Here is a 25436-nt window from a genome sequence, read left to right as displayed (position 1 = left end):
TTCCACCAACCCTTTATAACGCACCTTTTATAATTATTTTACAATTATCTAAAATAAAAGAAAAGCTTCATCCTTTCACGATGTTCTCTGACAAGGAATCAGTAACAAAAAAAGACGCAGCGTGGGGCTACGTCTTTTCTTCCTAATGCGAACTCATATAAAAATTGATAAAAAAGGCAATCGTGATCACATACATCATCCAATGAATTTCGCGATGGCGTCCTGTAAACAGTTTAATCGCTGTGTATGAAATGAAGCCGAACGCTAAACCTTCTGCAATGCTGTAGGTTAACGGCATCATGACAATTGTTAAGAAAGCGGGAACAACTTCAGTAAAGTCGTCGAAGTTAACGTTTCGAATGTCACTTAGCATAAGCGAACCAATAATAATGAGTGCTGGAGCTGTAGCAACGCTTGGGATAAATTGAATAAGCGGTGCAAAAAACAAAGTAAATATAAATAAGATGGCAACCGTTAATGCCTTTAAGCCGGTACGCCCTCCTTCTGCAATACCTGTTGCATTTTCAATATACGTATTTAACGCAGTGCTTCCAAAAATAGCACTCGCCATTGTACCGATTGAATCTGCTGCAAGCGCGCGATTTAAACCTGGAATTTTACCGTTTTTATCTACTAAGTTTGCTTTTTTAGATAGTCCAATCAATGTCGCTAGCGTATCAAATAATTCTACGATGGTGAAAGAAAATACAACTGAAAAAATGCCGTAGGCAACTGCGCCCTTTAAATCCATTTGAAAAAATGTTTCTCCAACGCTTGGCGGCGTAGCTGAAAAGACGTCTTTCAAGGAATGAGGAACTGCTTGTACTCCTACAATCATCGCTAATATTGTCGTAGCAAAAATACTTATAATGAGAGCGCCTTTTACATTTTTAGCCATCAGTACAGCTGCTAATATCAGCCCAAAAATAGCCAGTAAGGGACCCTTATCCATGACATTTCCAAGCCCTACAAAAGTAGACTCGTTTGCCACAACTAATCCAGCGTTTTTCAAACCGATAAACGCAACAAAAAGACCAATTCCAACTGCTATGGAAGACTTTAATACGTTCGGAATGGCATCAATAATCTTTCCGCGTATTCCTGTTACCGTTAAAACAAAAAATAAGACCCCGGATATAAAAACTGCTCCAAGTGCCGTTTGCCATGACAACCCTTGTCCTAATACTACTGAATACGTAAAAAACGCATTTAAACCCATCCCTGGACCGGTTACAATCGGGAAATTTGCCCACAGAGCCATCAGTAACGTACTAAATACAATGGCGTAAATGGTAGCTGCAAGAGCCGCTTCTCGGGGGATACCGGCGTCAGACATGATAATGGGGTTGACAATTACCATATAACTGACCGTCATAAAAGTTGTAAGTCCTGCTAGTATTTCTTGTTTTGGTGTTGTGTTGCGCTCTGATAGTTTAAACAAGCGCTCTAATATTCCGTTACGCTCCAACACGCGCGCCTCCCTACTTCTAAAAAAAATAAAAAATCCTACCTATTCAAATGTCCTAAAAAAGACACGATTTAGGAGGATTTTACGTTGCAAAGTAAAATCTTTTGTCCTATTATAGTCTTAATTTGTAGATATGCAAAGGTAGAAAACGCTATCAATATAAAAATTTTTATCTTCCGTTAGTTTGGAATTTTGAAAATTTATTTCTCTTATCTTTTTAGTCTGGTGCAAGAGTACTCTTTTTACTCATTTATACAAAAAAGAGATTAAGACACCACTAAATAAATCCCATTTACAGACGAACAAATTGGATAAATGATCTGGACTGCTTGTGACACCGCTGTTGATCTTCGTGCAAGGCTTCGCTTTCCGAGGGCGGGGGATGAGCCTCCTTGTCGCCTATGCTCCTGCCGGGGTCTCATTCCTTCCGCTTTTCCCTCAGGAGTCTCCGCCTTGTCCTCCAATCAACAGCTAGAAGCAACTAAACAGATGAAACCTACGTTCACCTTGACAACAAAAACTCGAATTATTAATCAATAACGCCGATTAATAATTCGAGTTTTACTTTTGTTAAAATACTTTTATTCCAGCCTCTTCTTTGTTTTACATCTTATGAAATCAAAAGCGGGATTCTTTTTAAAAGACGATCAATCGAATGATTTGCTTCTTTCAGCACAATTCCTTGGTCAATGGTTTTTAACACGCGATTTTCCATCACAATTTCTCCATCAACCATCGTTAATTCTACATCTCCTCGCGTTGCTGAATACACAACTCTGGAAATAGGGTCTACGCCGTAAGATGGAAAAGTATGAAGCTGATTTAAATTTAAAATAGCAAGATCCGCTTTTTTCCCAACCTCTAAACTTCCAATTTCTTTTTCAAGCCCGACTGCTTTCGCTCCGCCGATTGTAGCCATTTCTAGCACGTGCTTTGCATTCATGGCTGTTGGTCCGTGCGAGGGTTTATGAATCGTAGCGGCCAGCCTCATTTCGTTGAACATATCCAAATTATTATTACAAGGAGCACCGTCAGCGCCAAGACTTAAAAATACACCTTGCTCTAATAAACCGGGCACATCTGCGATTCCCGATGCAAGTTTTAAGTTTGAGCCTGGGCAATGACTAACTTTTACTCCTTGATTCTTAATAATTTGCTTTTCTTGATCATTTAGCCACACACAGTGCGCTAAAATAAGGCGCTCATTGGCTAATCCTAAATGATCTAAGTACATGATATTTCTCATACCCGTTTCAGCTTCTACGATGCGAATTTCTTCTTGATTCTCAGAAGCATGAGTATGTACATGGACATTATATCCAGCTGATAAATGGCTCACTTCACGCAGCAAATCTTCCGTACACGACAGCACAAATCTTGGGGAGAATGCGTATCGAATACGACCGTTATTTGAATTATGCCATTTTTCAAGCAGCTCTACACTTTCTTTGATCGAGTCAGCCGTTGTCTCCTGCAGAGCTTTTGGCAGATCATCGCCTTTTTTATCCATCATTACTTTTCCTGCAAGAGCTCGGATTCCACTTTGAGATATAGCTTGAAAAGCAGAGTCCGTATGATGAACAGTTTCCATATCTACAATTGTTGTAGTTCCGCTTTGAATGAGTTCGCCGATCCCTAACAGTGCTGAATAATAGACAGATTCTTCATCATGTGAAGCTTCAAGCGGCCATATTTTCTTCTTTAACCAGTCTAGCAGCTCTAAATCATCTGCTTGCCCTCTAAAAAGCGTTTGACATAAATGAATATGAGTATGTATAAAGCCCGGCACAATCGTTTTATTTGCTGCGTCAATGACTTTATCTACCTTTTCCGGATGCAGGTTTTTCCCGATGGCTGCAATACGATTTCCAACAATATAAAGGTCACCGTAAATAATATCATTCTTCTCATTCATCGTAATAATCTCTGCATTTTTAATTAATGTGTGCGTCATACCTTCTTTCCCCTCTTTCGTAACATCTATCTATTTCTAGCTCAAGCCGAGCACTAACATCTTCAAGCAATCTTTCTTACACTGGTCTTATATATATGGTGTATGCTCTGAGTTGAATAAGTGTAGGTAACCTCATGGGCGATAGAGAGTTTGGGTAAAAAAAATTCCTAGCTGATTATACAGCTAGGAGGTTGGATTTATGATAAAATCCCAAGTCCCTTTTTCAAGAGGTTATACGAAATCGCAGGAGAATAATGTGATCTTGTATTTATAATATGGTGTTTTCAGTCTATATACCAGCTTTTTGTCAGAAGTTCTAACATTGTTTTTTTATTCTTTTTTATTATGTGACTTTTCTTAACACCCTTATTTTTCATGTTATGCAATTTATTTTCGTTTCTTCTATGTAATATTTCCTAAAAATAAAGAATCTATCTTCTGTTTCTATACAAAACAGAAAAGTTATTTTATGATTTGTATGATTAAAAAACTACAAATCTATATTTTAGAGGTGATTAACTTGGAAAAAATAAATGTTGGCTGCCGTTTTACGCTTTCCGTTATGAGTGATAACTTTATCGATATTATTTTAGGCGCATTAAACGAAGTGGATATGTCTAAAGTTCAGCGAAAAACGGACCGTGTTAGTACGTTTATTGAAGGAACTGCCAAAGACGTATTTGAAGTTGTGCAAGCCGTTTATAAAAGTGCTGGAAAATCAGGAAAGCATATTGTGCTGAATGCCACGTTTTCAACAGGGCAGCACGAAGAATATTTCGAAGAAACAAAAATAAAACCAAAAGAAAACACGTCTTCAAACCAACAGCTTTGTGCTTCGTTCCCTGTATCCACTCAATTTTCTTTGTATCCATTAGATACGCCGCATTATGTAGACATCATCAAAAGCGGAATTGGCGCAGTTAAACAACAGGGAGTATTTGCTGAAACCGTGCCTTTTGCAACAGCTTTAGAAGGAGATGTGGACAAAGTATTCGCTTCTCTATACGAATGTTTTATGAAATCTGTACAGCAAGCTCGTGTCGTGATGACAGTTAATATGTCAGCACACAGTCCTTCTTCAAAACGATAAATTACTTCGTATCTATTTATAAAGATAGAATACTAGAAAGGATTTATATAAATATGGCTACAAAAAGAACGTTTTTTTCTTTTTTCCTGATAAGTGCGTTATTATGTCTATTAGTCGTGCCAAACTCTGTTATGGCTAGTGAAAAACCTGCACATTTAACGGTTGCTTCTTACACGCAGTTCTTGAAAGCGCAAAGTGATAAAAGTTCACTGTATGAATTTTCAAAACTGTCGCGTCAGCAAAAACAAAAAGTTGTACAATCACTAAAGGATCCATCTCTGTTAAAAATGGATATTGAAGAGACTAGCGGCACGGTCGAAGCTGCAAGTACAGCAGCATACGGAGCAAGAACGGCTTCACCTTTATTCAAAACAGCAGCTTATACGGCTTCTTATAAAGCGGCTGGATTTACAACAACAAAACTAACGGTGTATGTAGACTATTATACGAAAAACTCATCGGTGACTTCAGTCAAAAGTGTACGAGGCGTCGTCACGAAAAATGTAAACCCCCTCGTGTCTATTTCAAAAAAGAGTTCAAAATCTTGGGTGCAAAATAATCGAGCCTACGGGCAAATTGACTGGCAGTGGAAAATTGCAGCTAAAAATGCCGGAATTAAAAGACAAACTGCTTACGGTACAGCTTCCGGCACTTCAGGCGGATCAACAGCTATAGTTAATTGATAAAGAGGAATAAATAATGAAAAAAATGATGTGGTGGATTGTTGGTATTACAATTGGAGTACTTTCACTAGGAATTCTGGTAGGTTATTTATCATTTTACAGCATATAAAAACAGCAGGTAATTTCACCTGCTGTTTTTTATCTAAATGTCATCTTCTTGTCATAAAATTAAAACCTCCACTTACAGTGTCTAAGTGCCTGTAAGAAGAGGTTGGGATCACAATTGTTAGTAAGCCTGGTCTCTTCTTATCTTTCAAGCACTGCTTGTGGGAGTTAGCACGGTTCTATAAAGTCCGTTGCCGAGGTTTCAAAGGGCCTATCCCTCCACCTCTCTCGATAAGAAGTTTGTCGAATTTTGTTGATAATTGTTGATAAGATAAATATTATGTTACATGCTGCACAAACAGATGTCAACTACTTTTCAGAAAATTGTTTTCCCTCTAAAACTATGATATCGCTACCATTACTATGACAACTAGGTTACAAATATATAAATTTTTATATTTTTTATCACGCTTTTACAGCTGACTTTTTCTCAAAAGAAGTAATAGCCTCATCTAGCATACGAATGCCGGCATCTATCTGTTCTTTTGTTACAGTAAGCGGAGGTACCATACGAATAACTTCACTTGCATTTCCGCAAAAATAAAATAACACGCCTTTTTCTAAAGCTAAGTCCAGAATCTCAAATAAGGCGTCTCCATCTCCTTCTCCCGTATCCGGATTAACAATTTCAATTCCAATCATAAGCCCTAAACCACGGATATCCCCAATAACTGAATGTTTGTCCTTTAAAAGATGCAGCTTTTCTAACGCATAAGCGCCCATTTTTCTTGTGTTATCAAGCAGTTGTTCTTCTTTCATCACTTCAAGAGTTGCAAGGGCTGCTGAACATCCAATAGGATTTCCTCCAAATGTTGTACTATGTGTGCCAAGGGGCCACTGCTTCATTAATTCTTGAGAAGCTACCGTTGCACTAAGCGGAATTCCAGAAGCAATTCCTTTTGCTATAGCCATAATATCTGGCACGACATCAAACGTTTGTCCAGCAAACCATTCGCCGGTACGGCCAAAACCTGTTTGGACTTCATCGAAAATAAGTAATATTCCGTGACCATCACAAATCTCTCTTAATTTCTTCATCCAACTTTTCGGAGGAATAATATAGCCGCCTTCTCCTAATACTGGTTCCAAAATAACGGCCGCCACTTCTTCAGGCGTGACTTGGTGCTTAAAGAGTATTTCAAAATCTTTTTCAAGCTTTTCAGGAAAGTACACATCGCTGTCTAGCTCCGCAGGGCACTCTTTTGGATTGGCATATGGAATTTGATACGTCAGTCCCGAAGGCTGCTGAAATTGTCTATATTTGCTTTTCGAGGTTGTAACACTTAATGCTCCCATCGAGCGGCCATGAAAACACCCTAAAAAAGAAATAACATACGGACGCTTTGTGACATGTCTCGCTAATTTCAAGGCTCCTTCAATTGCTTCGGTGCCACTATTTCCAAAGAAAAAGCAGTCTAAATTGCCCGGCGTTACTTTTCCTAACTCATCCGCTAACTTTAATATCGATTCGTACATAATAACACCTGAAGGACCGTGCAATAATTGATCTGCTCCGTCTTTGATTGCTTTTACTACTTTCGGATGTCTGTGTCCTACATTTGTCGTAGCGATTCCAGAAGTAAAATCGAGATATTCTTTACCATCCAATCCATAATAATAGCATCCTTCTTCTTTCACAACGGGCAAATTCGGATGGTCTTTAGCCATCGTCGGTGCTAGCAATTCAGGCATTCTTTCAAATAAGTGACTCCAATCTTTTGACATACTACATCCTCCTTGAAATTATACAAATCAATTAATCTTATTCCGAAATATAGTTACTTATTAAACAATATTAGGAAATTCAGTTATACTAAACGCTTTAATAGAATAGTAATAAAACTTATTTTACTATGCATTTTTATTAAAATCAATTGTATAAATATTTATATATAAAATTAATATGCGGGGCCTCATCCCTTCCACTTTTCCCGCAGGAGCCTTCGCCTTTCCCTCCAATCAACAGCTAGAAGTACTTACATATATGAAAGCTACGTTCACCATCACCATAAAAAAATCCGAACGATTAATCGTTCGGATTTTCCCTCAACTAAAATACTACTGCCACAGCCTCTTTAAGTATATTTATTCAAGATGTTTGGCATCATTGATCGTTTCAAGACGCCATTTCCCACTTTCATAAGCAAAAGTTGTAATCGATGTATTTTGTAAAATAGTAGTCCCCGTTCCTTGTTCTCCGCTTGTTACATGATGAATGAATGTATTAATTGCCGCCCCGTGACTAACAACTGCTACTTTCTTTCCGATAGAATTCTTCATAATTTCCGTTAACCGCCGAACCATCCGTTCTTGAGCGGCTTCGAGTGTTTCGATATTATATAAAGGTTCTTCTCCCCAATTTGTTACATAGTTTGGCACAAGCTCATGCAAAACTTCTACGTTCTTTGATTCTAGTTCTCCAAAAGAGCGCTCACGCAGCTGCTCACAAACTTCAATTTTTTCTACTTTAGCAGCTGCTGCAATTTCCCTAGCCGTCTCCTGCGCACGAAGCAAATCGCTTGTATAGATTACATCAATATGGATATCTCGAAAACGTTCCGCTACGCGTTTAGCTTGTTGCTTTCCCGCTTCGTTGAGCGGAATATCAGCATGCCCTTGAATAAGTTTGTTTTTATTCCAATCTGTTTGGCCGTGTCTAATTAAGTAAAGCATCGTAATCCCCCTTTAATCCCGTTTTAAAAATTGATAGACAGCTTTATCAACCTCTGAGCTTTCATGTAAATCTGAATGTGCTTCATGAAACGTTTGGAGATGAATGTGTTCGGTGAACTCTTGCAGTCCGTATGCACTTTCTACTGTTACCACTCCATCTGTCTTATCTCCCACATCTCCTGCTCCTGAAAAAACGTCGATTTCTTTTGAGAAATCTTGACGACTTTCATAAAGCTTGTTTAACGCTATAGAGTGAAAAGCTAAATCACGAGCACCCATAGATTCAATATGATTGCGTGCATGAGGATACATCTCCATTAATTCCTGATAATCTAATCCTTGAATTGGCGATCCTAACGTAACTAACTTTTGAATATGCTGAGGGGTAGACAAACTAACAGCTGCTGCTGTTACTCCTCCCATACTATGTCCAACTAAATCAACAGAAGATGCTTTATATGTATCACGTACATCTTGCATAATAGCTTCAATCCATTTTTGCTGCTGTGCAATACTGGCATCTGGCTTTTTAAAGACGATATGAATAAGCGGAAGTTTTCCCTCTTTTGCTTTCATAATATGCTTCCACTGAATAGCTCCATCTTTTTGAACAACGCAGTAACCTACTTTAGTTCCCCATCCGTTTTGTTCAAATCGTTTAATCATTTTCCCTAAGCTTTTTTGACTGCCTAAATAGCCATGAATAAATAAAACCGGCACATTTTTCGATTGGGCACCTCGTTTTATTTGTGGGGCAAAAATATAAAAACAAAGCGAAATAAATAGTATGATACTGATCAATAAAATTAACAGCCGCAAGTTCTCACCCTCCGATCGTCTGGTCCATTACACTCATTAATAAAAAAATTTGGAGTAAATTTTATTCTGATACGTCCTGTAAGCTGCAGAACTTGTCATCTTTTTCTTGCCAACGAGCTGCTCAAAGCGCAAACGCTTTTCCGTAAGCATCTCTGTTAGCCTTTGTTCTTCATTAGCATCCGTGCATATAGAAATCAATTCTTCTATTGTAGCTATATCTCGTTTCAACTCTTGTTCATCCGTTATCATGTTTGCATTTTTTAATATCCTATACGCTTGGCGCAGTTCTTCAGGTATGTGTGACAAATCTTCTAACTTTAATGGTTTTCCTTCCCCAGACAGCTTATCAAAGTCACCGTCTTTTATTGCTTGTCTAATTCTTTCTTCAGCAATTATATACGCAATATCCAAGGAAAGACCTCCTTTAAGAAAATATAAAATTCAACCTTACCTTCTATATAAAAGATGTATAATAAACACAGCTTTTATAACCGTATTTTTTATTATACTATGATTATAAAAATTGAACTACCTTCACTTCTGGGATAGACTATCCTCCCTTGGTAAAATGATTTCCAGAGCTTCACTCCTTTCACTATCAAACTTTCTTGAGCAGTTTCTTAACTAGCTGAAATTCAATAAACGATTCTGCATCAGGTTTTGTTATCTTATCTTACTATATTTATACAAAAAAGCCTCCTTACGCATGTAAGGAGGTGGAAAAAGGTAATTCTAAGGTCATCATGTTATGCCTACTTACTATAAAACCACAAATTGATAGCGTTTTCAACGTTTTTTTATTACTTTACTAATTTTCTTTTCGTTTAATGAGACTCCGTAAATATAACGAAGCCTCACCAAATTTCTACTCTTCTTTATCTGATGGAATCATAATTTCTCCTTCGTGCTCTTGTTTTTTCAAAAGCAGCTGGAGAATCGTTTTGGATAATTTACTAGGCTGATAAGGTTTAATCAGAAACTCACACACTCCAAGCTCTAACCCTTTGCTTCTTTCGTCTAAAGCAGATGAGATTAAGATAGGAATTTTTTCTGTCTCTGTATTTTCTTTGAGGTGTCTTAAAACATCCCACCCGTCTAACTTATTTTCTCCTAACATAATATCTAGAACAACCACTTCAGGCTTTTGCTGATGAATAGAGTTTAATGCGTCTTCTCCGTTGTTAAAATACCGAACATGAAAACCGCTTTCTTTTAATTCTACCTGTAAAAGCGTCGCTAAACTTTTATCATCTTCTACAATCACTACGCTTTTACGGTTATCATTCGCACTTATCATCTCTTCGTCGTACTGAACTTCATATAGAAGAGGCAGAACAACCGTGAATGTTGTTCCTTTTTTCCATTCCGATTGTACAGTAATGTCTCCGCCATGAGCTTTTACAATTTCTTTTACAATTGCTAATCCTAGACCCGTTCCGCCAATTTTGCGCATATCGGAGTTATCTACTCTGTAGAACTTGGTAAACAATTGACCTAGCGCTTTATTTGGTATACCAATTCCTTCATCTTGAATATCAATATAAACAGCTTGTTCCTTTTGATACACTTTAACTGTAACGTTCCCTCCATCGGGCGAATATTTCACTGCATTGCTAATTACATTATTAAACAATTGCAGCAGCTTATCTTTATCTCCCATTACTGTAAAATGCTCTTGATCGGAAATCATATCAAATTCATGCTTACTTGTTTGTATTTTCTGGACTTCAATCACCTGCTTAATAAGCGGAAGAATGTCTTGATACTTTTTATCGTAGGTTTGTTTCCCCGCTTCCATTCTTTGGACGTCCAGAAAATCGTTGATTAAAGAAGTTAACCGCTGTGCTTCCTGATAAATAGTAGTTAAATACTTCTTTTGTCTTTCTTCTTTTAATGTTTTGTTTAGCATAAGCTCAGTGAACCCTAATACACTTGCTAAAGGTGTGCGCAGCTCGTGACTCACAGTGCTTACAAATTCCGACTTCATCTGATCAACTTCAAATTCTTTCGTAATATCACGATGAACGAACAATACGCCAAACATCTGACGGTTTCGATACACGTATTCGCTATAAACTTTTATAACTTTTCGCTTACCTTCCGTGTGCAGGTAATAAATAAAAGACTTTTCTACTTGCTCTCCCTTACAAATAGCTTCAACGTATTGTCTTAGCTGCCCTATATTTTCGACTTTTTGAGAGAGAGCATCTAGCCATTGATCGAGAGAGAGCTGAAGAAGCCCGCTTTGATGCTCATATTGAAACAATTCGCTAATCTTCGTATTCACTTGTAGAATCGTACCGCTTGTATCTACAAGCTGCATTCCTTCTTGAATCGAATTTAAAATATCTTGAGATAGCAGTCGGTCGTGCTCAGACTCTTCGTAAATATAAATTTTTTCAAGAGCAATTGTGATTTGTTTGGCCAGTATTTCAAATGTCTGTAGTTCATGCTCTGTGTACTCATCCGCATAGCGACTGTAAAACATATAGGCTAGCATATCTCCCTGTGAAGACAGCACCGGTACGATAACATCATACAAATAAAACGTTTGCTGATGATATAGGCGCTCATGTTCTATACACTCTCTTTTTATTACCATACATTTTTTTGTCTTTTGCACATGATCAACGTAATTATTATGAGGATTTGCCACCATCTGTTGAACACTTGATGAAGATAGACCAAATGAAGCATGTGTCTTTTCATCGGCTAGCATAATAAACCCGTGATCAGCTTTCATCACCCGGCTCATGTTTGTGACAGCACTCTTGAGAACCTCTTGCTTGTGAAGAGAATTTGTTAGTCCATGCACAAATAAATTGCGCAATTCCAACTCTCCTTCTCGTTCCTTGGTCAATTCTAATGCGTGCTGAAGTTCATCTTGCTGACTGTGCAATTCATCTTGCTGTGCAATCAGCTCCTCATTTTGAGCCGTTAACTCCTGTTCATTATTTTGCAAAGTCGATACCATTTTGTAAAAGGCTTGAGATAGCATACCAATTTCATCTCTTCTATGTTCATCAAATATCATAGGCATTTCTTTTCCGGCAGCAATTTCGCTTGCCGTATATGCTAGCTGACTCAGTGGCTTTACAAACTTATTTAGCAGTATCCGTGTAAGCAATAATAAAATGACCACTGTAAACGCTAAAAATAAAATAAAGAGGGTTTGACTTTTCTGCATGTCACTCGACGTATCATCGTACTGTGTATTTAAGTCTTTAGTTAATTCATTTTGGTAGTCATCAAGTTCTTTTTGCATTTGTTCTATTGATTTAGAAGCAACCTTCCGCTCAGGACTAGAGCGGACTCCTTCAATACCTTTTTTGTCGTAAATATCTTTAAAATAAGGAAGTGTTTGATTAAAATACGTGTTTAGCATCACCGTCGCTTCATTTACAAACGTACGCTCACGTCTATCTGCGGCTAGACCTGAAAGTCGAGCAAGATTTTCTTCGATAATTTTTTGCTGACTTGCAGCCTCGTTATACATATCCTCTGAATCAAATGCAATAAACCCACGAGCCTGCAAAAAAGCCTTGTTCATTGATTTATCAATTGTAGATAGCAGCTGTGTCTTTTCCCGTACTTGTGCCCTGTACTGGGCATAATCAGCTGTAATTTCTTTTTGTCGTACGACAAGTACAGTTGAACCCGCCGCAAAAGCAAGTAAAAGGATACTTGCTAAGAGGATGAACTGGGTTGAAATACTTTTTCGTTTTAGTTTATTGTTCATCTAAAATTTCCTCGATACGTTCGGCTAGCAATAGGGGACTAAACGGTTTAGACATAAAATACGCAGCCCCTGCTTCTAACACCCGGCTTTGATCAGCAGCTTGATTCTTAGCTGAAAGCATCAATACCTTTGTATGGCGCTTATCTTTCATTTCTTTCAGCTGCTGAATGACTTCAAGCCCGGTGAACACGGGCATCATATAATCCAAAATAATTAAGTCAAAATCACGTTCTTTAATAAATTCCAAAGCTTCTTCGCCATTTTCTGCTTCCGTCACATCATGTCCTTCATCTTCAAGGGTATCTACCACTAACATACGAAGCACTTCTTCATCTTCCGCTAATAAAATTTTTGCCATTGTTATTCCTCCGCTTGTAGTCGTCCATACGTTTTTTGCAATATGAAGTAGGACGGCTTTATTCGTTCGTGAAAAGTTGGATACTCCCAATTTTTCCACTTGTATAAGTAAAAATCTTTTAATAAAAGTTCTCCTTTTTTCTGAGTCGGAAACGTATCTTCCACGTCATTGCTATTCTTATTAATAGCTACGACTCCCACTTGAATTCCTTTTATTTTCTCGCTGGATTCTAATCCTTTTTTGGACCAAATATCTCCCATTATTTCTTTTTGACTCGGGTCTTTTACATTTAAAAGCGCCCAAGGAATGCGAAGTTCAGCAATTCCACTTGATTTATTCACTTTAAAATCTGCTAGCGAATCAAATGAAGAAGAATTAGGATCGCTGTTTCCTTCTTGGAGCTTACCAGTTTCATAGGCGTCAAAAGGAATGGTTCTCTTGTTTTTCCCCTCTCCAATCGCTAACTCTTTGTTAAGGGCGAGCCTGATTGGATTAACCATGCCGTTGTTTTTTGTATCGGTTCCTTTTACGGCCGGAATCATTTGAAGCTGATGAGCATATGAAAAATAATACGTATCGTAATAGCTGTCTATCCATAAATGACTGCCTTCTTTCCCGTTTAATTCTGCTACAAAATCAATTCCTTTTGTTTTTAAGGAAGGAATTTGAGGAATCTTTGACTGTCCCTGATTGTTAATCGTGTTAAACAAGAAATAAAGCTTTTGATTTTCCAGTTCTTTTGCACTCACGTGTAGGTATAAGTAACCTTCATCACTTGTAATGTTCAATGCTTTTAACTTCTTAGACGGCTTATATACCGACTTGCTGTTCAGCTTTTTCCAATCATCTGATTTACCGTCTACTTTGACTTTCAGCTTCGTTCCCGGATCAAAACTCAGCAGTCCAAAATGCTGCTCTCCCGTTTGCAAATTCGTCCAAAATGGCCTTCGGTTCGGATTGTCGTACTCCATCGTATTCCACGTTCGCTTAAACCATTCATCTTGCCATGTAAAGACCATACCGCCAGCCATTTTTTCTTCGACAATGTCTTCATATAAGCGTGACAGAATCTTTCCTTGTTCTTGTTCCGTGTGAAAGCCTTGATCCCACCCGTATACGTTTCTATGAGTGAGTCCTCGCGAAGCCGGAATGCCAAATTCAGCAACGAGAACGGGCATATGATGAACTTCTTTCATATTTTGCAAATAGCCTGCATAGTTATTTTTCTCTCCTCGATGATCTTGATAAGCGAGATAACGAGGTTCATAGTTTAAGAAATCAGGATAGTACGGATAAATATGATAAGAGGCAAATAATCCCGGCTCAAATTTTTTAGTTGTGTGAATTACATTAGGATTAACAGACACTTTATCTTCGTCTTCAGAAGGCTCATATGGATGAGTCAGCAAATCCGTCGTCACCCAGTTTGTAAAGCTCATAGGCCGCTGCCAATCATATTTATCCTGCTCATAGGAAATTGTTTTTTCCATAAGCTGAGCAAGCCAAGTTTCAAAGGGGTTGCCTTTTTCGGTATAGATATACTGCCCTTTAAAATCTTTCATTCCTTTATGTTTTACATTTGTCGAAAGAGCTACCGTGGGATCCCATTCAACTCCTATAATCCAGCCCAAAACATAAGGAGAAACGTCTGCTGTATACGTTCCGCTAGCATGTCCCGTCCGTTTTGGCAGTGTTGCCTTTCCATGAATAACGTTTACAATCCTTTTCATTTCAGCTTCAAATTCTTTTGTATTTTCCTTTGCAAAAGCATCTTGTGAATCATAGAAAACTTCTTCATTCACCCATACTCCATGAAAAAGATAAATGGGTTCTTTGGCTTTTTGATTATACTCAGCAAGCGCTTCATAAAAGGCGGGAGGATGAATGGTGTATACGCGGATTGAGTTTGCATTCATCTTTCCGATTTCTTTAAACCAGCGCAAATATTCTTCTTTCGAAATAGCAGTCTCACCGGGGAAATGTCCTGGCTTACTAATGCCCATATTTACTCCTTTAATCAGCAAATCTTGCCACTTGCCATTTTGATAAACTTGCAAATAATCTTTTCCTACTTTCCCTGCTACTTTAAGGTCAGCATCTTCATAGATTTCCATATTTTTATTAAAAGTAACAGAAGCAGGCTGAGATTCATTTTGCTGGTGATCTATGATCTTATTCATAAGAGGCAGATAAACAGTCCAGTAAAAAGAAGACTCATCTTCTTTTCCGATTTTCTCTGTCCATTTCTTCCACACCGGGTAAAAAGAGGTTTGATAAATGGAAGGTACTTCTCCTTGATCTGCAAAATCTCCTGCAAAGTAATAAGTATCATATCGCTCTTTATTATGATGAACGACTGCTGGTATGGACAAAGGGATACCATTTTCCTTTAGCTTGTTTTTTCCTTCAGAATCCAAGTGAAAGACAAACTGAGCCTGCACATCACTTTTTTGCTGGGGTGTAATTACGTCAAACCAATATTGATAAGCAGATTCATCCTGTAAATTCAATGTTTTCTTTCCTTGTTTTGTATATTGAAACCATACTGGATTTTCTTTTAATTCTTTTTCCGTTATAATAACGAGCTTATTGGATTCATTAACGAATAATAAGCCTTTTCCTGTAAGGCTCCACTCTTTGTTGTACTGCTTTTTGTAACCACTTTTCACCCAAGCAGGAACTTCTTCACTGCCGAATTCCTCAAAGTAGCGACCAATCCAGCCGGACCACGTAACATTGTACAATTCATACAGTTCTTTGCGAACGTCTAAGGAAGTAGGACTTCCAAATGTATTAAACTCTCCAATCAGCGTTTTTGTACGTCCATTCAGCGCTTTCTTAACGTAGCTCACGTCTTCAGAAGTCATGCCGCCATACACCAATTGAGAGCGATCTCCTCTTTTAGCTTTTACGCCTAAATCTTCTTTGTATACACCATACGTGTCGGTGATATAAATTATATCTGCAGAGTTTGTTTTTGGCAGAGATTTAATGCTGTATGTTTTATCTCCTTTCGGGTAAAACCCTGCATAATCTTTTGAGATTTCATAAGGCTTCCCGTCTTTGCGTACTTTCGCTTGATTCAGCATCCACATTAAGCCTTGATGCTCTCGAAACGTTTGATCTCGCACTGTTTTATCAATGACAAGCATATTCAAATCAGCTGGTTTCTTTAGCTGCCAAATAAGAAATGGAGAAGCCGTTATTCCCATAACCAAAATAATGCCGCCGATTAATAACCATTTTTTCATTGTGAAACTCCTTTTCGCTGCATGTCTCCCCAGCCTTTTTTATTGCGAATAACATCCAACAATCCATGACAGCGCCATATAACAGTTAGAGGGCGATACCAAAAGGATTCAGTCAGGGAAAAGACAAATAGCTTAGCAATATCGGATACTTTTGGATATTTACGAAGGCTCCACTCTTCTAGCAAAACGGCCGCCATTGAATAAAGAGAACCATATACAACCATTAAAAGAAAAAGCAAATAAGCAAATTCTACATAAATCCCGCCTACAACTAGAGAAATAACAATAAACAAATAGCCTAACATTTCCATGACCGGCCCGATTAGTTCAATAAACACAAAATAAGGCATAGAAATCATTCCGATGCTTCCGTATTTCGGATTAAACAGCATCTCTTTATGCTTCCAAAGACTATCAAATAAACCACGGTGCCAGCGGTTCCGCTGTCTTCGCAAATATTTGATTTCATCGGGTGCTTCCGTCCAGCATACGGGATCTGGAATATAAACAATTTGATTGCTGGTTTTTTTCTGTTTAATCAGTCGGTGCAGGCGAACAACGAGCTCCATGTCTTCGCCGACTGTATGAGAATAACCCCCAGCTTCAATCACCCAGCGTTTAGAAAATACGCCAAATGCTCCTGACACAATAAGCAATAAATTATGGCGACTGAGACCAATGCGCCCCATAAGAAAGGCACGTAAATATTCAATAATCTGCATCACAACAAGCGGCTGCGTATCAAGTCCAATCGATACGACCGCACCGTTTTCGATTTTACATCCGTTTGCAATTCGAATACTTCCCCCTGAAGCAATTACTTCTCCGTCTGAATCAATAATTGGCTTCATAACTTTTAAAAAAGCATCTCTTTCTAACACTGAATCGCCATCGATCGAACAAAAATAAGGATAGTTGGATAAATTAATTCCTGCATTTAATGCATCTGATTTTCCCCCATTTTGTTTATCGACTACATATAAATAATCGTATAATTTAGAACGATATACAGCTTTTACTTCTTTCGTCTCTACTTGCTTTCTCACAACTCGATTCATTTTCACAAGAGAAAACTCCTCGATTAGCTTTTCTAACGTATCATCTGAAGATCCGTCGTTTACTACAATTACTTCATATTCCGGATATTCAATTCCAAGCAGCGAACGCACGCTTCCAATAATCCCGACAGATTCGTTATAAGCGGGAACTAATATAGATAACGGCGTTGTATAGCTGACCGCAAGCAAATCTTCATAAGGTTCTTCATCATTTAATTGATATTGCTTTCGCAGTTGAAAAGCCGAGATGATAAACATCATAAAATAAAAACAAAGCACAAAAATCATATAAGCAAATACAGCCCATCCACAAATGGACAATAAAAGATGCCAAATACTATTCCACAACCGTAATTCCTCCTTTTTCAAGCCATTCTGCTGCCATATCTTTCGAAAACTTGTCATCAGTCGTTTTGTATACTTGAACTAAGTATTCTTTACCTGTTGGGATTTTCATCATTGACTGAGCAGCATTTGAACGCACAAGAAAATGAGAATCTTTTAGCGACTGCTCAAGAAGTGACAATCCCTTCTCATCTCTCGTTTTGCCTATTAGTTTTGTAGCCATCATTCTTTCTTGCCAAATACCTGACTGAAGATGGTTCGTGAGCTCTTCTATTCTTAATGGAAAAGATAAAGCATTAAGTGATTTCAATGAACGAATTCGCAGTTCTTCTGATGAACTTTTCATGTGCATTTTTAAGAAATCTATATACTCTAACTTATGATTGATACCGATCATATCGATAAGAGGCAGCTGAATTTCTTCTTGCAGGTCTTCAAATTTATTAATAAATTGCTGAAACTGCTCACTGTTCATAGTTCCAAACAAAGAGCGGTACATGAATTCAGACAGCGGTCTAGAAGCGTTTGTCATGTACATAACAAACTCAGGGCGATTCAGCTTAACTAAAATTTTTAAAATTTGATTTTTTTCAGCCGCTGTACTATTTTTTTTCTCATATATTTCTACTAATTGGTCTGTTAGCGTAGTTAGCCCAAAATCTTCAATAGCATAAAGGGCATTCATTCTGACACTCCATCTAGAATGATGCAGCTCTTTTTTATATTTGGGTGTAAACACCTTCTCCGCATAGAGCGTAATGTTATTTAGAATTTCATCGCCTTGTACAGCTGCAGAAAAACCGCTCAATAGTTCCTCTACACCCGCCAGCTCTATTCTATTTTTAGGCTCTACCCGATGTTCTTCATCTTTTCTGTATAAATAAATAAAAAGAGATTCTTTCATACTATCTTTATAGGATTCTACTTTTGCTCGAAAAGCGTTTAAACGCGCTTTTTGAATAAGTAAATAACTCAGAAAACAGACTAAAAGCAATAGCAACCCGCCAAATAAGATATATACCACTTGAATTGACATCGCCATTTATTTCACCTTCTTCATTAAATGACGCACGCGCGCTTCAAGCTCCATTAACTTAAATGGCTTTGTCATGTAATCGTCTGCCCCAAGTTCTAATGCTCTTTGAATATCTTGTTCGCTGTTTCTTGATGTAAGCATAATAACCGTATACTGATCGTGACGTTTATTCTGTCTTAATTTTTGCAGCACTTCTAAGCCATCCATTTTAGGCATCATTCCGTCTAAAATAACAAAGTACTGATCGCTAGAATGAATCCATTGGGACTCAAAGAATTCGATGCCATCTTTAAACACTTCTATTTTCACTTCATAGCGATCTCCTACATCAATCTTACTTAAAAGCTCTTTCAGCATCGTTCGAATGATAGAATCATCATCAATAATAGCCATACGAAGCGTTCGCTTTTTAACCAGCTTGCTTTCAGAAGAAGCTACAATTTTTTGACGTCCTGATTCCTTCGCTATATATAATGCCTCATCAGCTTGATGAAGAGCTTTTTCTAACGGCCATTCAGTGTTATGAACTTCTACAACCCCGCCGGAAAAGCTGCAATAAAACGAAGTGCTTTGATGTGTGAACACTTTTTTCACAAAGGAATCCAACAGTCTATTTAATACTGTTTCTGCCTCTTTTATATTGGTTTTTGGCAGTAAAAGAATAAATTCTTCGCCTCCATATCTAAAAATGTGATCTGTTGGACGAATTTCATGCTTCATATACTCTACAAATGCTTGCAGCACGCGGTCTCCCATAACATGTCCATAGCGATCATTTATTCTCTTAAAGAAATCTAAATCTAAAATCGCTAAACAAAAAGGCTCTTTTAAGCGGTCGTAGCTGGATAGCTGCTGACTGTAGATTTCTTTTAAATACGTTCGGTTATAGGCTCCTGTTAATTCATCAAACATTAAATAGGAGTTAAACATCTGCTTTCGTTCAATATGGTGACCAATTCGAAGCAGACTTTCTTCCATATCGAGAGGTTTAACAAAAAAATCATCGGCCCCTAATTTAAAAGCCTTCAAACGCGTCTCTCTTTGATTATCAACGCTCATCATGACAATGGGGACGAACAGTTGCTTTGTTTTATCACGTAAAAATGACAGAATGTCAAAGCCTGTACAGTCTTTCATATGTACATCAACAACAAAACAATCCGGCTTTAATTCGTAAAAAGCCGTAATGGCTTTTTCTTTAGAGGCAGTTGCTAATACGTACCAACCTTGTTTTTCAAACTGTTCTTTTAAATACATCAGCATTGAAAGATCATCATCCACAAGTAAAACATTCGCTGTTTGTTCACTAATTTCTATCGGTTTATTTATATCTTCTGCGGATTGAATTTCATCTTGATAACAAATTTTAATAATATCTAATAAAAATGTATTCAACTCCGCGTAATCCCAGGTTTTTTTCTGATTTTTTTCAACAGCTTCCATTAACTCGCGGGAGCGATCTCCTAAATAATTCAGTCCAATGGTTGCAGACGTTCCAGAAATTGAATGCAAAAAGCGGTACACTTCTTCATGAGGTATTTCTTTATTTTGATCGGTCCACTCTTGCAGCTGCTTACGCACATTAGCTAATAATGCAATTTGATATTTATCCATCTTATACACCCTTTGTTCGATATAGTTAACATTTACCCCATATTACTCCATCCATTTTTTATAATATTTTGTAAGTAAATGAAATATTTTCTTACTTTTATTTTAAGTATGTTTTTTTAAAATGAAAAGCAATTCCTTTTTAACCATACTTTTCCTCCAATGATTTTACTTTAAAATGATTCTTTTTTCACTCATTATTTTTTCTTCCCAATAGATACAATGACCTGTTATCTTCTTTATAAATAGACCTACAACCTTATTGACAAAATTAATGAGTCTTTGTTACCCTTATACACGTTATGAAAAATTTAAAAGTGAATGCTAAGGAAAGCAGCCGTTTTGATGAATAATCAATCAAATCAGGTTCTTTCCTTTTTATATTTTTACTAAGGTAGATACTTTGCTAAATAAAGTTTCGCTTTATACACCGTGTCCTCTTTGTCATAGGCGCACTTAGACCGAAAACAGACGGAAAGGAGTATAAAATGTTTACTCAGCTTACAGAAAAAAATCAGAATGCAGAAGAACTAAAAGAAACACTTGATGATTTAGAGTTTCAGCTATTTCGCATGCAGGATAATTTAAAAGAAATTGCTAAAAAGTATGAAGTTATTGGTGTCGATCAGCCTGAAGATAATCAGTTAGTTATTGTATCGGCACAAAATGACGGAAACGCATGTAAAATTATGCTAAATGAATGTACAAAAGCCTATAGAGGGGCTTGGGATTTTGCCATCGATGGCGTATATGAAGATAATCACACGATTTTTATTGGTGACATTAAAGGGCCCGCTAATAAGGGATATGGCTCTGTATGTATGAATTATTTAAAAGAAGTAGCGGTTGATCAAAATGTTCATGTCATTAAAGGCGATATCGCTGAGCGCGATTGGGATCATCTCGAAAGATTGATTCATTTTTATGAAAAACATAACTTTGAGGTGAATATTGATTATACGAATAAGTGCGGAGAAATTGAGTGGACTCCAGCTTAGCTTATCAATAAAAAAACGAACAGACGCTGTCTGTTCGTTTTTTTATTTGATATATGCTAAGCTTTTTTTAATGCTGCTAAGAGGACTTTCTATACAGTGATCTTGTTCAACGATCCACCATTTTACGCCTGCTCTATGTCCTTCTTGCATTACAGCCTTTATATCTACTCCTCCGGTACCAAGAGGAGCAAAAAATTGTTCGCCGTCTGTTGTCATATCTTTTAAATGAATAAAAGGCGTACGATTTTGATAATGCTTCATCCACTCCACTGGATCTTCGCCTGCTTTAGTCAGCCAATAAATGTCCAACTCTACGTTTACCTCAGTTTCTTCTAAGATTGTTTGGAGAGCTGACTTTCCAGTTGACAATTTCTTTAGCTCAAAATCATGATGATGATAGCTAAACGACAGGCCTTCTTTTTTACAATAAGCATCAATGTAATTTAAAGAATCAATAAGTTCGAAATATCCTTTTTCAGTTTGTCGTTCAGGCATTAAATAAGGACAAACAATATGTGAATTTCCAACTTGCTGCTCAAAGTGAATCACCTGCTCTAAATTTGATTCTAATTGTTCAAGCGGCACGTGACTAGAAGCTGCCTTCAGCTGTAAATCCGTTAACCATGCTCTTACTTCTTGCGCTGTATATCCTTCGTACCCCGCAAACTCTACCCCTTGATACCCTAAAGCAACTACTTTTTGAAGCGTTCCTTTAAAATCTTTTTTCGTTTCTTCACGCAGCGTATAAAGCTGAACTCCTACAGGTATTTCTCCCATTTTCTCTCCCCCTGTTCATTAAGAAAGTGATTGAACTATGGCTAAATCAACCCAATCTAAAGACGAACAAATTGAATAATTGAACTAGTATGAATTACTTATTACACAGCTGTTAATTTCCGTGCAAGACTTCGCTTTCCGCGGCCGGTGAGCCTCCTCGTCGCTTACGCTCCTTGCGGGGTCTCACCTGTTCCGCTTTTCCCGCAGGAGTCTTCGTCTTGCCCTCCAATCAACACCTAGAAGCAATTAACTACAATTAAATCTAAGTTCATCCTAGAAAGGAAAAAATCCGAACGAATTTGATTCTCAATCAACAATAAGATTCGTTCGGATCCTCCTTTAACTAACATACTTTTTTTCAACATCTGCTGCTTTTTATTTTACTGCACTTCCAAGCATTCCGGAAATAAAATGACGCTGAAGTGCTAGGAAGAAGACAATGATTGGAATGGTTGCAATCGTTACTCCCATCATTACTTGGCCGTAATCAATAATCGATAAGCCAATTAAGCTTGAAAGAGCAACTGGCAATGTAGCCATTTCGTTAGATGTAGTCGCAACTAAAGGCCACATAAAGTTATTCCACTGTGTCATAAATAAGAAAATAGCTGCTGCAGCCATAGCAGGCTTCATAGAAGGAAGCACAATAGTTAAAAAGATTCTCATCTCTCCAGCTCCGTCCAAACGAGCTGCTTCAATAAGTTCTGTTGGAAAAGCTAAAAAGTTCTGACGTAATAAAAAGATAGCAAACGGAAAGCACAGCTGCGGAACAATAAGTGCAAAATACGTATCAAGCAAATTAAAATTCGACATCAGCTGAAAAAGTGGAATGAGCGTTGCTTGATATGGAATCATCATAGACAATAAAAGCGTAGTGAAAATTGCGTTGCGGCCTTTGAATTCAAATTTAGATAACGCATATGCAGCTGTGGAGCAGACCATTAAAGCTACAATCACATACACGACTGAAACAAATACTGAGTTAAAAAAGACGCGCCCTAAATCAATTGAAGCATTTAAATTTTGTAGATTTGTCATAAATTGATCGCCAGGCTTCAGCGTTGGAGGGTTTGTAAACATTTTTCCTGATTCATTCGTAGCGCCGATAAACATCCAGTAAAAAGGAAAAATCGAGATAATCGTAAACAGCCCAAGCAAGCTGTATAGTCCTATTTTGCGCATGATGTGCCTTTTCTTTTTGACCTTAGGAACGGTAACTACTGCGGTTGCTTCTACTCTCTCTAATACACTCATGATTTATCACCCGTAAATTTAAATTGGAAGAACGTTAAAATACCAACTAATAATACAACAACGTACGCAATAGCTGAAGCATATCCAAAATCAAAATATTTAAAGCCATTTTGATAAATATATAAGCCTAGCGTCATCGTTGAATCAGCAGGGCCGCCTTTTGTTAAGTTAAAAGGTTCGTCAAACAATTGAAGCGTGCCAATTGTTGATAAAATAGTAGCAAACAAGATAACGGGTTTTAATTGTGGAACCGTTACGTGGAAAAACTTTTGAATACGATTTGCTCCGTCTAAATCAGCTGCTTCGTAAACTTCATGAGATAAACTTTGAAGAGCTGCTAGAAAAATAACCATGTTATAACCTGTCCATCTCCAAGTCATCGCAACGATGATTGAGACTTTAGCCCAAAATGGATCCCCCAGCCACTGAATGGCATCGATACCGAAAAACCCTAAAATAGTATTCATAATTCCTTCATCTTGAAGAATGATTGAAAACAAAATAGAGTAGGCAACTAGTGACGTTACTGCCGGCAAGAAAAATGAAACTCGGAAAAAACCTTTTAGTCTTAAAAGCTGACTGTTTAACGCGTTAGCTAGTACAAGCGCTAATAAAATCATAACGGGTACTTGAACGATTAAAATAATTCCCGTATTTCCAAGCGCTTTCCAGAAAATATCATCTCCTAGTAAGCGTGTATAGTTTGATAACCCGGTAAATACATACTTTCCGCCTTCCATACTCTGAAAGCTTAGAACAAACGATGAAAAAATAGGATAGATTGTAAACAGCGCGAACAGCAAAAGTGCTGGAGCAATAAATAAGTAAGGCAACGATTTATTTGTCTTCATGATGACCTCCTAGTACCGCAAGAAGAAGAGATAGAAGGCAATTTTCCATAAATCACCTTCTATGCTTCTTGATTATTTTTTAATTCGGTTTTCTAAGCGTTTTTGAGCTGCTTCAAGCGAGTCTGTAACGCCCTTACCATTTGTTACTTCTGACACAGCTTTGACTGCTTCACTGTTTGCAACTGAGTAATTGCCCGTAAAATTAACCGGCTTAATATCTTTCATTTCATCTGCGAATGTTTTCCAAATCGTCTGATTGTTAAAGTACTCATCTTGTGCAGTGAATAATTTTGAAGAGTATACGGTATTTAATGATGGGAATAATCCGCCCTTCATCGCTTCTTCTTGAATTTTATCCGTTGTTGAGAAATACTCCATAAATTTGTACGCTTCATCTGCTTTTTGACTAGTTGCTGAAATCACATAGTTGCTTCCACCTAAGTTAGAAGCACGGTTGCCTCCTTCTTCAAACGAAGGTAATAAAAACACTCCCCATTTTCCTTTTAAATCCGGAGCCTGCTGTGTAATAGAACCGGATAGCCAAGCACCAGATGGTGAACTTGCTACTTTACCTTCTGCTAAGGCACTGATTGAAGCATCCCAGCCCACTGTATTTTTAACAATGCCTGCTTCTTTTAACTTCTTATTTAACTCCATTGCTTTTTTCGCTTCTTTAGAAGTTAAATTTAGCTTTCCTTTGTTATTAAAATAGAACGTACCTTGCTGTGTCAGCGTCATTCGGAATAAGCCATCGTCATTATTAAAATCTAAACCTAGTAAATCAACGCCAACTTTTTCTTTAATTTTCTTACCAGCTGCAATGTAATCATCCCATGTTTTGATACTGTTTGGATCTACGCCTGCTTTTTCAAAGTAATCTGTGCGATAGAATACGCCTGTTGGACCTGCATCAAACGGGAAGCCGTACATATCTCCATTCTTTGATAAAAGGGCTCTCTTAAACTCAGGAAACTTATCTTCTTGCTTATCAAATCCTTTTTTAGATAGGTTTAAAAATGCTTTTGGAAATGCATCTAAATATCCTTGGAAACGATCGTCTTCTACTAATACAATATCAGGAAGGCCTTTTCCGCCAGCTTGCAATCCTGTTGTTAGTTTTGAATAAACATCTTCACGTCCCATATCCACTACTTTTAATTTAAACCCTGGATTCTCTTTTTGGTATTCTGCTGCTGCTTTCTTTAATACCGGTACGTTAATATTCCAAGCCCATGCAACAACTTCTTTTTCACCGCTACCACTTGTTTCATTAGCGGACTTTCCTCCGCATCCTGCAAGTACTAGGGTTAAAATGAGTGCAAAACTGATTAAACTAAACCAACGTTTCAATGAATACCCCTCCTAT

General features: G+C 37.6%; 19 protein-coding genes and 1 riboswitch. Of the genes, 3 read left to right on the top strand and 16 right to left on the bottom strand.

What is annotated here, in order from left to right:
- Positions 1-142: 142 nt before the first annotated feature.
- Together AC0C45_RS08250 and AC0C45_RS08245 are read right to left on the bottom strand one after the other, a co-directional pair.
- Positions 143-1468: an NCS2 family permease gene (locus tag AC0C45_RS08250; protein WP_016763224.1), complete on the bottom strand. Its 1326-nt coding sequence runs from the start codon at positions 1466-1468 to the stop codon at positions 143-145.
- Positions 1469-2078: 610 nt separating this feature from the next.
- A complete protein-coding gene (locus tag AC0C45_RS08245) occupies positions 2079-3422 on the bottom strand; it encodes a 5'-deoxyadenosine deaminase (RefSeq protein ID WP_415761371.1) in 1344 nt (447 codons plus the stop codon).
- 520 nt (positions 3423-3942) lie between these two features.
- Here AC0C45_RS08245 and AC0C45_RS08240 point away from each other — a divergent pair.
- Together AC0C45_RS08240 and AC0C45_RS08235 are read left to right on the top strand one after the other, a co-directional pair.
- Complete coding sequence (locus AC0C45_RS08240) at positions 3943-4512, top strand: YkoF family thiamine/hydroxymethylpyrimidine-binding protein (RefSeq protein WP_016763222.1); 570 nt, start codon at positions 3943-3945, stop codon at positions 4510-4512.
- A gap of 53 nt (positions 4513-4565) precedes the next feature.
- On the top strand, positions 4566-5195 hold the full coding sequence (locus tag AC0C45_RS08235; protein ID WP_047932666.1) for a hypothetical protein: 630 nt from the start codon (positions 4566-4568) through the stop codon (positions 5193-5195).
- A 243-nt stretch (positions 5196-5438) separates the two neighbouring features.
- A riboswitch (SAM riboswitch) is annotated at positions 5439-5538 on the bottom strand.
- 167 nt (positions 5539-5705) lie between these two features.
- Here the strand turns inward: AC0C45_RS08235 and AC0C45_RS08230 are convergent.
- The 10 genes from AC0C45_RS08230 to AC0C45_RS08185 form a co-directional block, all read right to left on the bottom strand.
- Positions 5706-7025, bottom strand: a complete 1320-nt coding sequence (locus tag AC0C45_RS08230; RefSeq protein ID WP_472928027.1) for an aspartate aminotransferase family protein — start codon at positions 7023-7025, stop codon at positions 5706-5708.
- A 360-nt stretch (positions 7026-7385) separates the two neighbouring features.
- Positions 7386-7973 carry a histidine phosphatase family protein gene (locus AC0C45_RS08225; protein ID WP_472928026.1) on the bottom strand — a complete coding sequence of 196 codons (588 nt, stop codon included), beginning with the start codon at positions 7971-7973 and terminating at the stop codon, positions 7386-7388.
- A gap of 12 nt (positions 7974-7985) precedes the next feature.
- Entirely contained in the window at positions 7986-8792 is an 807-nt protein-coding gene (locus AC0C45_RS08220; protein WP_237893559.1) for an alpha/beta fold hydrolase, read from the bottom strand.
- 36 nt (positions 8793-8828) lie between these two features.
- On the bottom strand, positions 8829-9203 hold the full coding sequence (locus tag AC0C45_RS08215; RefSeq protein ID WP_237893558.1) for a DnaJ family domain-containing protein: 375 nt from the start codon (positions 9201-9203) through the stop codon (positions 8829-8831).
- A 454-nt stretch (positions 9204-9657) separates the two neighbouring features.
- Positions 9658-12531, bottom strand: a complete 2874-nt coding sequence (locus tag AC0C45_RS08210; protein WP_237893557.1) for an ATP-binding protein — start codon at positions 12529-12531, stop codon at positions 9658-9660.
- On the bottom strand, positions 12521-12889 hold the full coding sequence (locus AC0C45_RS08205) for a response regulator transcription factor (RefSeq protein WP_013081953.1): 369 nt from the start codon (positions 12887-12889) through the stop codon (positions 12521-12523). The genes AC0C45_RS08210 and AC0C45_RS08205 overlap by 11 nt, the downstream gene beginning before the upstream one ends.
- Before the next feature lie 2 nt (positions 12890-12891).
- Positions 12892-16140, bottom strand: a complete 3249-nt coding sequence (locus AC0C45_RS08200) for a hypothetical protein (protein WP_472928025.1) — start codon at positions 16138-16140, stop codon at positions 12892-12894.
- Positions 16137-17546: a glycosyltransferase family 2 protein gene (locus AC0C45_RS08195; RefSeq protein WP_171777646.1), complete on the bottom strand. Its 1410-nt coding sequence runs from the start codon at positions 17544-17546 to the stop codon at positions 16137-16139. The genes AC0C45_RS08200 and AC0C45_RS08195 overlap by 4 nt, the downstream gene beginning before the upstream one ends.
- Positions 17536-18585 (bottom strand): HEAT repeat domain-containing protein, encoded by a 1050-nt coding sequence (locus AC0C45_RS08190; RefSeq protein WP_047932659.1) that lies wholly within the window; start codon positions 18583-18585, stop codon positions 17536-17538. Before AC0C45_RS08190 ends, AC0C45_RS08195 begins: the two co-directional genes overlap by 11 nt.
- A complete protein-coding gene (locus AC0C45_RS08185) occupies positions 18586-20193 on the bottom strand; it encodes a GGDEF domain-containing response regulator (protein WP_047932657.1) in 1608 nt (535 codons plus the stop codon). It lies immediately after the preceding gene.
- 485 nt (positions 20194-20678) lie between these two features.
- Between AC0C45_RS08185 and AC0C45_RS08180 the strand changes: the two genes are divergently transcribed.
- Positions 20679-21188, top strand: coding sequence for a GNAT family protein (locus tag AC0C45_RS08180; protein ID WP_016763212.1), 510 nt, complete (start codon positions 20679-20681; stop codon positions 21186-21188).
- Positions 21189-21230: 42 nt separating this feature from the next.
- Here the strand turns inward: AC0C45_RS08180 and AC0C45_RS08175 are convergent, their stop codons facing one another.
- The 4 genes from AC0C45_RS08175 to AC0C45_RS08160 form a co-directional block, all read right to left on the bottom strand.
- Positions 21231-21965 carry a sugar phosphate isomerase/epimerase family protein gene (locus tag AC0C45_RS08175; RefSeq protein ID WP_237893554.1) on the bottom strand — a complete coding sequence of 245 codons (735 nt, stop codon included), beginning with the start codon at positions 21963-21965 and terminating at the stop codon, positions 21231-21233.
- Between the two features lie 375 nt (positions 21966-22340).
- On the bottom strand, positions 22341-23147 hold the full coding sequence (locus tag AC0C45_RS08170) for a carbohydrate ABC transporter permease (RefSeq protein ID WP_026106517.1): 807 nt from the start codon (positions 23145-23147) through the stop codon (positions 22341-22343).
- A gap of 68 nt (positions 23148-23215) precedes the next feature.
- The gene (locus AC0C45_RS08165) at positions 23216-24070 is read right to left on the bottom strand and encodes a carbohydrate ABC transporter permease (RefSeq protein WP_013055639.1); all 855 of its coding nucleotides are present in this window, start codon (positions 24068-24070) and stop codon (positions 23216-23218) included.
- 72 nt (positions 24071-24142) lie between these two features.
- The gene (locus tag AC0C45_RS08160) at positions 24143-25420 is read right to left on the bottom strand and encodes an ABC transporter substrate-binding protein (protein ID WP_034654044.1); all 1278 of its coding nucleotides are present in this window, start codon (positions 25418-25420) and stop codon (positions 24143-24145) included.
- Positions 25421-25436 lie beyond the last annotated feature (16 nt).

This window comes from Priestia sp. VA7 (assembly GCF_055710015.1).
This window is presented reverse-complemented; position numbering and strand designations above follow the sequence as displayed.